Annotated in this window: 9 protein-coding genes; 5 read left to right on the top strand and 4 right to left on the bottom strand. The window is 73.2% G+C overall.

Going from position 1 to position 12,269, the window contains the following annotated elements; translation table 11 throughout:
- Window positions 1–278: 278 nt before the first annotated feature.
- Complete coding sequence (locus AB0L33_RS02720) at window positions 279–878, bottom strand: TetR family transcriptional regulator (RefSeq protein WP_365677280.1); 600 nt, start codon at window positions 876–878, stop codon at window positions 279–281.
- A 188-nt stretch (window positions 879–1,066) separates the two neighbouring features.
- On the opposite strand from AB0L33_RS02720, the gene AB0L33_RS02715 reads away from it, so the two are divergent.
- From AB0L33_RS02715 to AB0L33_RS02705, 3 genes are all read left to right on the top strand, one after another.
- Window positions 1,067–1,372 (top strand): hypothetical protein, encoded by a 306-nt coding sequence (locus AB0L33_RS02715; protein WP_365677279.1) that lies wholly within the window; start codon window positions 1,067–1,069, stop codon window positions 1,370–1,372.
- A gap of 115 nt (window positions 1,373–1,487) precedes the next feature.
- Window positions 1,488–2,597, top strand: a complete 1,110-nt coding sequence (locus tag AB0L33_RS02710) for an ATP-binding protein (RefSeq protein ID WP_365677278.1) — start codon at window positions 1,488–1,490, stop codon at window positions 2,595–2,597.
- Window positions 2,594–3,271, top strand: coding sequence for a response regulator transcription factor (locus tag AB0L33_RS02705; protein ID WP_365677277.1), 678 nt, complete (start codon window positions 2,594–2,596; stop codon window positions 3,269–3,271). Before AB0L33_RS02710 ends, AB0L33_RS02705 begins: the two co-directional genes overlap by 4 nt.
- A gap of 51 nt (window positions 3,272–3,322) precedes the next feature.
- Here AB0L33_RS02705 and AB0L33_RS02700 read toward each other — a convergent pair whose 3' ends face one another.
- On the bottom strand, window positions 3,323–4,264 hold the full coding sequence (locus AB0L33_RS02700; protein ID WP_365677276.1) for a UbiA family prenyltransferase: 942 nt from the start codon (window positions 4,262–4,264) through the stop codon (window positions 3,323–3,325).
- Window positions 4,265–4,398: 134 nt separating this feature from the next.
- Complete coding sequence (locus AB0L33_RS02695; protein WP_365677275.1) at window positions 4,399–4,986, bottom strand: DUF2165 family protein; 588 nt, start codon at window positions 4,984–4,986, stop codon at window positions 4,399–4,401.
- Window positions 4,987–5,315: 329 nt separating this feature from the next.
- Here AB0L33_RS02695 and AB0L33_RS02690 point away from each other — a divergent pair, with 329 nt between their 5' ends.
- Together AB0L33_RS02690 and AB0L33_RS02685 are read left to right on the top strand one after the other, a co-directional pair.
- Window positions 5,316–7,208, top strand: a complete 1,893-nt coding sequence (locus AB0L33_RS02690) for a hypothetical protein (protein ID WP_365677274.1) — start codon at window positions 5,316–5,318, stop codon at window positions 7,206–7,208.
- Window positions 7,209–7,411: 203 nt separating this feature from the next.
- Window positions 7,412–8,920 carry a glycoside hydrolase family 43 protein gene (locus AB0L33_RS02685; RefSeq protein WP_365677273.1) on the top strand — a complete coding sequence of 503 codons (1,509 nt, stop codon included), beginning with the start codon at window positions 7,412–7,414 and terminating at the stop codon, window positions 8,918–8,920.
- Here the strand turns inward: AB0L33_RS02685 and AB0L33_RS02680 are convergent.
- Window positions 8,917–12,264: a BTAD domain-containing putative transcriptional regulator gene (locus AB0L33_RS02680; protein ID WP_365677272.1), complete on the bottom strand. Its 3,348-nt coding sequence runs from the start codon at window positions 12,262–12,264 to the stop codon at window positions 8,917–8,919. The genes AB0L33_RS02685 and AB0L33_RS02680 overlap by 4 nt on opposite strands.
- Between the last annotated feature and the right edge of the window lie 5 nt (window positions 12,265–12,269).

The raw sequence follows: 12,269 nt of genomic DNA, 5'->3' as shown, positions 1-12,269 counted from the left end.
TGGACGTACTTGGGATTTCGGCCGGTGCGGTGAGAGTGCGTGCCAGGCGTCGCGGGCCGGACGGGACTTCACGGACACGGCCCGGAGCCGCGCGGTTCTGCGACATGCCCTTACCCCCAGGGGTCCTTGTCGGTGGCCGCCGGGGCCACCCGTATGCAAGGAACGCTAGACGCGCGAAGGGCCGTGGAGGCCGTCACTGCCTCCTAGTCCGGGTGGCCGCGGACCGAAAGTGGTAGCCGGATGCCCCGGGGGTGCCCGGCCGGTGGGGGCCGTGCTCCTCAGGACGCCGGGGAGGCGAGCGGGACGTCGGAGAGGGCCTGGCGGGCGAAGGCCACGACGTGGGCGCGCAGGTCGAGGCCGCCGGCCGCCTCCGCGTCGGGGCCGATGATCAGGCGGGCCAGCTGCGGCACCGCGTTGGGCCAGGCGGCGAGCCCGATCAGGCTCAGCAGGCAGGCCGCCACCTGCGGCGACGCCTCGGTCCCGAAGCTCTCCGCGAGGGCGGCGATCTTCTCCTCGTAGTGGCCGCGGCGGCCCTCCTCGTTGGGAAGGACGCCGTCCCGGTAGTGCAGGCCCTCCCAGAAGAAGAGCCGGACGAGGACCGGATTGTCGCGGTGGAAGTCGTACACCCGGCCCACGTACTCGGCGGGGTCGTCGCCGCCCTTCAGCGGGACGGCCGCGGCGAGCTCGTCCAGCGCACGCCCCACGACGGCGTCGAACAGCTTCTGCTTGTTGCCGAAGTAGCCGTAGATCCGTTCCTTGTTCACGCCGGCCAGCTCCGCGATGCGGTCGACGCGCGCCCCGGCGATGCCGTGAGCAGCGAATTCCTCCTTCGCCGCAGCGAGGAGCCGTTCCTTGGTGTGGGTCGTGTCCGAGGTCATGCCACCAGCGTAGAGCGGCTTCCCACGGATGCCAACCAACTGGATGGTTGACATCCAACTAGTTGGTTGGCAGAGTGGAACACGTCGCCGAGGGCAGCACCACCGCCCAGGCCCCAGGACAGGACCAGCGACAGCACCGCCGCAACGCCTTCCGCATGCCGCGCACACCCACCCGAAGGGGACTCCTCATGACCACCGTCGCCCGCCCCGCCGCCGCTTCCGCCACCTCCGCCGCCGACCGGAATCAGCCCCGCTCCGCCGCCCCCGCGCAGCCGGCCGCGCTGCCCTCCGTCCACATGCGCGCCCTGCTCACCTGGATCGCGGTGTTCACCGCCCTGACCGTGGTGCAGCTGGTGGTCGGCCCGTACGTCAAGGGCTTCCCGATGCTCCTGCGCACCCTGGTGATCACCGGGATCGTCGTCCCCGCGGTCGTCTACACGCTGGTGCCGAACCTCCTGAAGGTCCGCGCCGCCGTACTGCGCCGCCGCGGCTGAGGCGCGCGGGGCAATGGCTGATTCCAGCCATCACCGCCACGCAGTCCACAAATCGGCTTATCCTGCACCGGTTCAGCGCTAGAGAAGCAGTTGAGCCCCGGGGGAGGAGAGCGTGATGAGAGAACCGGCGCAGAGCCGCCTCGGCAGCCGCCAGGGCGGCCCGCCCGTGAAACGCTTCAGGGCGTACGAGGACGAGGTCATCGCCCTCTACCACGCCCGGCTCCGCGGGATCAGCAGTCCGCTCGCCGCCGACGACGAGGTCTGGGCGCAGTGCGAGTTACAGGGCCGCCGGGTCTTCCGGGACTGCGCCGACAGCCTGGAGGCCGGCCTCACGGAGGTCTCCGACAGCCACATCGCCGAGGTCGTGGACCTCGGCAGCGCCCGGGTCCAGCAGGGCGTCCACCTCACGCACTCGGTGCGGGCCGGGGTGATCCTCTTCGACACCGTCCTGGAACGCCTGCTGGAGTGCACCGCGGGCGTCGAGGGCGCCGACCGGGCCTACGCGGCCGCCATCCGCGCCCTCCAGCAGGGCATCGGCAGGCGCCTGGAGGTCGGCTCGATCGCGTACGACTCGTTCATGCTCGCCCGGGTCCGCGAGGTGCACGACAAGGGCCACCGCAAGCTGGCCCGCGAGATCCACGACCAGATCGGCAACTCCCTCAGCCTCGCCATGCGCCAGCTGGAGCTGTACGAGCTCCAGGTGGCCCGGCAGAACGCCGACGTGCCCAAGGAGGTGCGGGCCGCCCAGGACGCCATCCTGGAGACCCTCGCCCACACCCGGGAACTGGTCACCGAACTGCGCCGCCCCGCCATCACCGGCTGTCTGGAGGCGGCGCTCGCCGACTTCGTCGCCTCCATGGGGGACGAGCGCGTCCCCGTGCAGCTCTGGGTACGGGGCCTGGACGAGTGGATTCCGGCGCCCGTGGCGGAGGAGGTCTTCGTCATGGTCCGCGAGTGCCTGCGCAACGCCTTCCGGCACGCGGAGGCGGGAAACATCGTCGTCCACATCGACATCGCGCCGCACGAGATCCAGAGCGAGATCATCGACGACGGCCTCGGCTTCGACGTGGAACAGGTACTCGCCGGGGGCCGCACCAACGGCCTCACCGGCCTCCAGGAACGCACCGACCTGCTCGGCGGCACCCTGCACATCGGCTCCCCGGCGGGCCGGGGCACGCACGTCACCATGTGGATACCGATCAAGGAGGACCGGGCCCTCCGATGAACGACACCTCCCCCGAATCCGTACGCATCCTCGTCGCCGACGACCACACGCTGCTGCGCGAGGCGCTGTGCGACCTGCTGCGCTCCGAGCCCGGCTTCGAGATCGTCGCCCAGGCCGGCAACGGCGAGGACGCGATCCGGCTGGCGGCCGCGCACCGCCCCGACGTCGTCCTGCTCGACATCGAGATGCCGCGCAACGACCCCCCGGCCACCGTCCGCAGACTGCTCCAGGGCGATCCGGGCCTCCGGATCATCGTGCTGAGCATGTACGACGGGCAGCAGCTGGTGCAGGAGCTGCTGCAGCTCGGCATCAGCGGCTATCTGCACAAGAGCACCGGCCGCGAGACGCTGATCTCCGCCGTACGCTCCCGCGAGGGCGGCGAGCTGCGCACCGTGACCGTCTCCGTCTCGCCGGACAGCCTGCGCGCCCCGCAGCCCGCACCCGACGGCGCGGGCACGCTCTCCGAGCGCGAGTCGGAGGTACTGGCCCTGGTCGCCCAGGCCATGAGCAACCGTCAGATCGCCGTGAAGCTCGGGATCGCCGAGGGGACCATCAAGCGGCACATGCGGAACATCTTCACCAAGCTCGACGCCGTCTCCCGGATCGACGCCGTGAACAAGGCGGTCGAACGCGGCCTGCTCCCCCAGCCGGAACCGCCCCGCCGCCGCTTCTGAGACGACTCGGCCCCGCACACGAGGGTGTGTGCGGGGCGGGTGCCGGACCGGTCAGGCGGTGACGAACAGACCGGCGAACAGGGCGAGATGGACCAGGTGCTGCGTCACCATGAAGGCGCGGTACGGGGTGCGGCCCCGGGCCGCGTCGCCCCGCGTCGACCAGCAGAGCACCGCCACCACCACGGACCCGCCCGCCAGGACCGCGGCCGCGGGGCCCAGCAGCGCCGGCCAGCCCGTCAGCGCGGCGGCCAGGAAACCGCCGCCGGTCAGGAGGGCACCGGCCGCGCCCACCAGCCGGGCGGTGGTGTCGCCCCAGGCGGTCACCGAGGTGCGGCGGCCGGCCGCGGCGTCGCCCCGGACGTGCGAGAAGTCCTTGGTCACGGCGCCCACCACGCACATCCACAGCGACATCGCGGCGGCCAGGACGAGCATCGCGCCCGGCGGCCGCCCCTCCCCCGCGGCCGTCCAGCCCGCCGCGTACGTCAGCAGGCCCATCAGCAGCACGGACCCCGAGGTGCCGGCCGCGCTGCGCTTGAGCTGGAAGGGCGCGGCTGAGTAGGCGTAACCGAGGAAGAGGAACGCCAGCACGAAGGTGATCAGCAGGACGTCGTTGCAGGCCAGTGCGGTGATGACCGATCCGGCGGCGGAGAGCCAGGTCAGCCGGGCGGCCGCCGTCGGTGAGAGGTCGCCCCGGGCGATCGGCCGCCCGGTCCGGTTCAGCCGGTCCTCCTGGACGTCCGACACCCCGTTGATGCCGTACGTGAAGAGCGTCGCCAGGACCCAGCAGGCCGCCGGGGCGGCCAGCCCGGGCCCCACCCCCGCGAGCCCGCCCCCGGCGCTGACCGCTGCCGCGGCCAGGAAACGCATCAGAAAGACGATCTGCACGCTGACGCGCGCCTCTTCGAGGAAGAGGACCGCGGCGCGTGCCGCACCTGCGATCCGCAGGGTGGAAGTCGGTGTCCCGGAATTGATCTGTGCGGTGTATGCCCCCATGGCCAGGGACATTAATGACGGGCCCCGGACACACACATGCCCCATCGGCGGGCGTTCCGATACCCCTTTTGGGGAAGGGTCCGTATCGGAAGGACCGCCGACGGGGCAGTGGGGCAAGCTGAGTTGACTGGGCGTCAGCGTTCCTGCTGGGCGCCCGTCACCGAGGGCAGGTTGACCAGCAGGGCGGCGAGCAGGCCGATGATGAGGCCGGTGAAGTGGACCTGCTGGGCGGCGCCGATGTAGATCCAGTAGCCGAAGAACATGCCGCCCGAGAGGAACAGCAGGAACAGCCCGGCGAAGGCGCCCAGGGCGATGTTGGCGCGCTGCGTCACGACGATCCCGGTCTCCAGGCCGCGCGCCCTGCGCCACAGCCCGTACGCCGCCCGGGCCAGCAGGGCCACGATCAGCAGCTCGTAGACGATGACGCCGATCAGCGCGGGCGTGGCCATGGACTCGGGCATCGCGCGCCACTCCAGGCCGTTGCCCCGTATCGGGTCCTTCACCAGGTCGCGCATGGTCAGCATCTGGCCGATGAGCGCCTTGTTGGTGCCGAAGTCGTTGAGGTTGTTGAGGGTGACGAGGCCCAGCCACAGGGTGAGCCCGCTCATCAGGAACGCGTTGAGCGCGGCGAGCCGGGAGCGGACGGCGAGGTCCGGCCGGCCGGTGGCGAGCGGGCCCGCCGTGTCCTTCGTCGCGGTGGGCCGGTCGGCGGTCAGTGCCATGGGAGGACTCCTCGGAGCAGAAGGGAAGGGGAGCGGTGCGATGCCCTCAGCCTGCCGATCCGGCCGCCGCCCCGGCAGCTCCCTCTTCGGGCTGCCCGGCCGGGCTGCCCCGGCGACCTGCCCGCCCGCCGTAGCCGTGCGGGCAGTGCGACGAGATCGGTAGATGCGTTGCAGTCGGAATCTCTGGCCGCACACGATCCAGCACAAATACTCAATCAACAGGGAGTTCATGAGCCAGGGAACCGTTTGCAATTGCTTATCGTCCGTGGAGGTGAATGATCCGCCATCCGTCCCGCCGACCGACGGACCGACCTCTTGGGAGCACCTTCGTGAATCCGACATCCTGGCGACGTCGCGCACTCACCGCCCTGCCCGTGTTACTGGCCGCCTCCCTCCTGACGACGGCGACGCAGGCGGGCGCGACTCCCGCCGCGTCTCCGGAGACGCCGGAGCCCGCCAGGATCGACCTGGTCCTGGACCTCTCCGGGTCGATGAACCAGGCGGACGCGGGCAAGGGCCGGACCCGGCTCTCCGCCGCCAAACAGGCGGTCACCCGGATCATCGACAAGGCACCCGCCCGGGCCGAGCTGGGACTGCGCGTGTACGGCGCCACCTACCCCGGCGAGGACCGGAAGAAGGGCTGCGCCGATACGCAACCGGTGCTGCCCGTCGCCACGATGGACCGGGCGGCGCGGGCCGACGCCAAGAGCCGGGTCGCCGGCTTCGAGGCCGTCGGGTTCACGCCCATCGGCGTCTCGCTGCGCGCGGCGGCCAAGGACCTCGGCGCGAGCGGCGAGCGCCGGGTCGTCCTGGTCTCGGACGGCGAGGACACCTGTGCCCCGCCGCCCCCGTGCGAGGTGGCCCGCGAGCTCAAGGACCGCGGCGTCGACCTGGCCGTGGACGTCATCGGGTTCCGCGCGCCCGCCTCGGCCCGCGCCCAGTTGAAGTGCATCGCCGACGTGACGGGCGGCGCTTACACGGACTCCGACGACGCGGACTCGCTGATCTCCGGTCTGGACACCCTGTTCCGCAAGGAGTGGCGGACCTACCAGGCCACCGGGAAGCCGGTCGACGGCTCGCTCGACGGCTGCCGGAACGCGCCGCTGGTCGAACCCGGCCAGTACCTGGACGAGTTCACCGGAGGGCGGGACCTCTACTACCGGGTCAAGAAGCGGCAGGACCAGCTGCTCCAGGTGAGCGCCACCGCCGTCGCCGAGAAGGGCTACCCGCGCGGGTCCCTCATCACCGTCGCCGCGGGCCCCGCCGACGAGCCCGAACCCCGTTCCTGGCTGCGGGAGTTCGACCAGTCCATGGGGTGGGCCAACGTCATCTCCACCGGAGGCCGCAGCGGGGCCGGCGGCAAGGCCGACAAGCCCGCCGCGGACGACCTGGGCTGCATCAGGGTGGAGAACCGGGTGACGCGGTCCGGGGACGCGGCCATGCCGGTCGAACTGCTCATCGGCATCGCCGACCGGACGGCCCGGGCGACCGCGCCCCGGCCCCCGGAGCCCCGCGTCGGAGCCGACGCCGAAGGGGGCTTCTCCTTCAACGGCGCCACCTCGATCGGCCCGGGCACCCACCGCCAGTCCATCACCGTCGGCGAGGCCCCCTTCTGGCGGGTCGAGCTGAAGGCGGGGCAGCGACTGACGGTCAAGGCGGGCGTGGACATCCCCGAGGACTTCCCGCAGTCCACCACCGCCGGACTGGCCGTCACCGTCTACGACGCGCGGCGGACGTCGACGCTGTGCAACGAGGACCACCGGCTGACGGAGCTCTTCGCGCGCCGGACCGGACACATCGAGCGGGTCTGCGGCCCCTGGGAGATCACCGAGCCGGGCACCACGACGAGCAGCGCCCCCGACGCCTACGACGTGCCGGGCACCTACTACATCCAGGCGCAGGTCGCCGAGCCCGGCGACCGGGCCAAGGGGATCGTGGTCCCCCTCTCGCTGGACGTGGACGTCTCCGGCACACCGCGCGCCGATGACGGCCCGGTCTTCCGCTTCGGCGGCGGGACCGCGCCCGAACGGGAGCCCACGGCGTCCGAGGGGGCGAAGAGCGCGAAGCCGGGCGCCGTCGCCGCCACCGCAAGCGCTTCGAAGGAGGACGACTCACGGCTGGGCCTGCTCGCCACACCGGCCGGCGCCGGGAGCGCCGGAGCCGTGCTGCTCGCCGTCTGCGCCCTCACCTGGTACGCGCTGAGGCGCCGCCGGGCGGGCTGAGACCACCCGGCGGCGGAAGCGTCCAGGAGGCCCGTCCGGCACAACGCCCGGACGGGCCTCCCCCATTCTCCGCCTTCTCCGCCCGAAGCCCTCTTGTCGCGCACGCCCCCGGTTACTAGGGTCACCTCGGTATCGAAGCGCTTCGACACAGACGCCTCGACGCCTTCTTCCGGCAGCACGCGCGACGTACAGGAACGGATGCCATGCCAGTCCGAGAGCAGACGGGCACGACCGTCAGAAACCCGGTGATTTCCGGGTTCCACCCCGACCCCAGCGTCTGCCGCGTGGGCGACGACTACTACCTGGTGTGCTCCAGCTTCGAGTACTTCCCGGGCATCCCGCTCTTCCACAGCCGCGACCTGGTCAACTGGACGCAGATCGGCAACGTCCTCGACCGGCCCGAGCAGCTTCACCTGACCCCGGAGACCCGGACCTCCGGCGGCATCTACGCGCCGACGCTCCGGCACCACGACGGCCGGTTCTGGCTCGTCGTCACCAACGTCGAGGTGGGCAACCTGCTGTTCACCACCACCGACCCGGCGGGCCCCTGGTCCGACCCGGTCCCGCTCCCCGGCGTGCCCGGGATCGACCCGGACCTGGCCTGGGACGAGGACGGCACCTGCTGGTGCACCATCGCCGGGGTCTCCCAGGTCCGCATCGACCCGCACACCGGCGAGACCTTCGGCGAACCGCGCCGCATCTGGTCGGGGGCCCCCGGGGCGAAGGCGCCGGAGGCCCCGCACCTCTACCGGATCGGCGACCACTGGTACCTGGTCATCGCCGAGGGCGGCACCGAGCGCGGGCACGCCGTCTCGGTGGCGCGCGGCCCCTCGCCCTCCGGGCCGTTCGAGCCGTGCCCGGACAACCCCGTGCTCACCCACCGGGGCCGTGAGCACCCCATCCAGAACACCGGCCACGGCGACCTGGTGCAGGGGCCCGACGGCTCCTGGTGGCTGGTGCTGCTCGGCGTACGGCCGGGCGGCGGCACCCCGGGCTGGCACGTGCTCGGCCGGGAGACCTTCCTCGCACCGGTGACCTGGGTGGACGGCTGGCCCGTCGTCGGCGAGGTGAGCACCGAACTCCCGGCGCCCCCGTGGCCGTTGACGCCCGCCCCCGCCGCCCCGGCCCGGGACGACTTCGACCTGGCCGAGCCGCGCCCGTACTGGATCTCGCCGCGCCGCTCCACCGCCGGGCGGGCCGGGACGAAGGAGCGCCCCGGCTGGCTGACCCTGCACGGGCGGGACGCGACGCTGGACGAACCGGACGCGGTGTTCACCGGCCGCCGCCAGCAGCACCTGGCGTGCCGGGCGCGCACACTGGCGGACGCGGCGGACGGCCGCGGCGGGCTCGCGGTCCGGCTCGACGAGGCGCACCACTACGCGGTCGAGGCGGACGGCGGCGAGATCAGGCTCGTCGCTCGGATCGGCCCGCTCCGCACGGTGGTCGCCTCCCGCCCGGCACCCGCCGGACCGGTGGTGCTCGGGATCGACATCGTCCCCACCCGGGCCCCGCTCGACCCGTGCACGGGCCCCGACACGGTCTCCCTGGGCGTCGAGGAGCCGGACGGCACGTTCACCGTGCTCGGCTCCCTCGACGGGCGCTACCTCTCCACGGAGGTGACCGGCGGCTTCACGGGCCGGGTGATCGGCCTGTACGCGGAGAGCGGCACGGTGCACTTCGACTGGTTCGCGTACGAGCCGCTGGAGGGCTAGGCCGCCGAGGTGGTGGCCGGTGCCGGGGCGTCGGGCAGGGCGTTGAGGATGTCCCGGAGCAGGTCGATGGTCTCGTCCTCCGCGTCGGTGCCCAGCTCCTCGTTGAGCCGGTTGAGCCGGTCCGCCGCCTCGATGACGGCGGACCGGTCGCCGCGTGCCGCGTGGGCCCGGAAGAGGTCCCGGGTGAGCAGTTCGCTCTCCGGGGACGCGACCAGGCCGCGCGTGGCCGCCGCGACCGCGCCGGTGAGGTCACCGGCGGCCAGGCACCGCTCCGCCAGCTCGTGGGCGACGTCCACGACCGACGACACGATGTCGTGGAACATGGTGTCCGCCCACAGGTAGTTGCGCGGGTTGGTCCCCGCGAACGGGGTACCCCGGACGAGCGAGAGCGCCCGCGCCAGCGCGGTGTCGGCGGCCGGGCCCCGGGCGTGCATGCCCTCCTGGTACAGCTCCTGGAAGTCCAGCCAGTCGCACCGCACGTACGGGGCGAAGGCGTACCGCCCGTCCGTCACGAACGGCAGATAGGACTGGCCGCCCGTCCAGGCGCGCAGCTTGCTCACGTTGGAGTTGCGCAGCGAGTGCCCGACCTCCCGGCCCGGCCAGATCGCCTCGTCCAGCGCGCGGTGCTCCAGGCCCGGGTGCAGGACGAGCCAGGCGGCCATCTCGGTCAGCCGGCCGCGGCGGTTGGACTCGACCGGCCCCTCCGCGGACTCCATCTCGACCGGCCCGAGCACCCGGATGTACGGGTGGGCGGGCACCGGCGCCGGAGCGGCGATCGTTTCCTCCACGGGGACGGCGTGCATCGGATTCCCGTCCTTCCCGGCGGCCTCCGGTTCCGGGGCCGCCATGACGGCGAGCGTGAGTCGTGGGTCCTGCGGCCGCGCCCAGTCGGGCGTCGGCTCGTCCATGGGCCGCTCGGAGACCGCCATCAGCTCCAACAGGGCCGCGTACTGGGCGGGTTCGAGGCGTTGCAGCATCACTTCGAGGTCCGTCTCCGGGATCGTCACGACGACGCCGGGTGCCGCGTCGACGCTCCAGGTCTCCGGCAGTCCGAGGGCGGCGTCGGCGCTCGTCACGGCCGCCAGCGAGGTGCGGGGCTGCGCCGCCGTCAGTTCGAGCAGGTCGAGCGCGCTCTGGTCGGTGCCGGTCAGCGGCAGGGCGCACAGCACGATCTGGGGCGCCCAGGCGTCCGCCCCGGTCCCCATCAGCCGCGCCTCGCGCAGGCTCTCCGCCCCGCTCTCCGCCAGCGCCCGTCGCTGCGCCTCGTCGTGGTCGCGGAGCCCGGCGACGGCGGAGTCCAGGGTCGCGTGGTGCACGACGCGGCCAGGGAACGCCGCCTTGAGCTCCTCGCCGAAGCCGACCAGCCGGACCGTGTGCTCGGCGTGCAGCGAGTCGGACGCCAGCTCCACGGCCAGCGCCAGCAGCACGGACCGTACGTCGTCCGCCTCGCCGTCGAGCCGGAGCATCCCGATCCGCTCCAGGTCGACCAGGACCGGGAACCCCTCGAAGCTGGTGCCCAGGCTGATCAGCGCCGGATACGGGAGCGCGGTCGCCGAGGCGCCCTCGGCCGGCAGCAGCGCCTCCGAGTCCTTCGGGCACCACCAGATCTCCTCGCCGCTCACCACGGGCACGAACGGCGTCACGGGGACGGCCGGTTCGCAGAGGTGGAGCGCGGCCCCGTCCGGCGTGACGACGACGGCGTCGAGCTGCGGCAGCGCGGTGCGCCCGCGCGCCAGCTCGGCGGAGAGGGTGCGCAGGGCGCGGTCCAGCAGATCGAGCCCCTCGGGCACGTCCGCGGACGCCGCCCGCATGTCCCTCTCCAGCACGGCCGCGTCGCCCTCGGGCAACGCGATGCGGCGCCGGGGGCGCCGACGACGCTGCTGCACGATGCGGCGGGTACCGAGGACGCCGAGGACCCCGGCGGCGAGCAATGCGCCGATTCCGGCGCCGGTACGGGCGGAGAAGCCGGGGTCCTCGTCGGCGGAGGCGGGGGCCGGCTCCGCCGACTCGGCGGGCGCGGGCTCGGCGCTCTCGGCCGGTTCCGGCTTGGCCGTCTCGGCGGGAGCGGGCTTCGCGGTCTCGGCGGGCTTCGGCTTGGCCGACTCCTGCGGCTTCGGCTTCGCGGTCTCCGCGGGCTTGGCCGGGGCCGGCTCGGCGCTCTCCGCCGGGTTCGGCTTCGCCGTCTCGGCGGGCTTCGGCTTGGCCGACTCCTGCGGCTTCGGCTTGGCCGACTCCTGCGGCTTCGGCTTGGCCGACTCCTGCGGCTTCGGCTTGGCCGTCTCCGCGGGCTTGGCCGGGGCCGGCTCGGCGCTCTCCGCCGGCTTCGGCTTCGCCGTCTCGGCGGGCTTCGCGGGGGCCGGGTCCGCCGGCTCGGGCTTCGCGGGGGCGGGGCGGGACGACTCGTCCGGCGCCGGGTCCGCGGGCTTCGGCTTCGCCGGACCGGGGTTGGCCGGGTCCGCCTCCTGCGGGCCCGACGCGGGCAGCTTCAGCTTCTGGCCCGGAATGATCAGGTCCGGGTTCGTGAACGTGCCGCCGCCCGGCAACTCCGCCCCCCGGTTGAGATCGAAGATCTCCCCGTAGCGCGCCGGGTCGCCGAGTTCGCGGTCCGCGATGGCGCCCAGCGAGTCGCCGGGGCGGACGGTCGCCGTCTCCCCGGAGGACGCCGCCGCCTCGTGGGCGGCCCCCGTGCCGGCCGGCATCCGCAGCTTCCAGCCGGGCTGGAGGAAGCCCTGGGAGTGGAAGACCGTGCCGTCCGCCATCACCCGGCCCTCGTTGAGCGTGGCGATCTCGTGCCAGCGGTTGCCGTCGCCCAGCCGGTCCTCCGCGATGCTCCACAGGCTCTCGGCCGGACGGACGTCCCGCACGGTGTACGAGTCGGCCGAGGCGGCCTCCCGCGTGGTGCGGGCGTCCGAGGCGTGCGCGGTGTCCTGGGCGCCGGTGTGGGCGTACGACTGGGTGACGGAGACCGGCGCGGTGGCCGGTGCGGCGAGGGCCGAACCGGCCGTCGGCAGGAGCACCAGGATGCCCCCGATCAGCGTCGCGGCGGCCCGCTGGCTCGCCCCGAGGCCGCTCAGCCGACGGGCCGTACGGCCACGCAGCTGTGCGGGGATCTCCAGCAGGACGGAGAAGGCGAAGCCCGCCCAGCCGACCCATCCGGCGGCGGCGAGCAGGAGCAGGAAGGCGCCCCCGGTGTCCTGCCGGGAGAACAGGTGGGTCAGGTCCTCGATGCCGTTGCCGAGGACGACGCCGGTCGCCCACCAGAGCAGCACCGGCAGCCCGACGAGCAGCCCCGCCAGGACGGCCAGGCTCAGCAGGGCCCGTATCAGATTGCCAACCGTACGCACCGCGA

The sequence above is a fragment of the Streptomyces sp. NPDC052299 genome (assembly GCF_040679335.1).
Classification (GTDB): domain Bacteria; phylum Actinomycetota; class Actinomycetes; order Streptomycetales; family Streptomycetaceae; genus Streptomyces.
The sequence above is the reverse complement of the archived record's forward strand: the minus strand, read 5'-3'. Positions and strand labels throughout refer to the sequence as shown.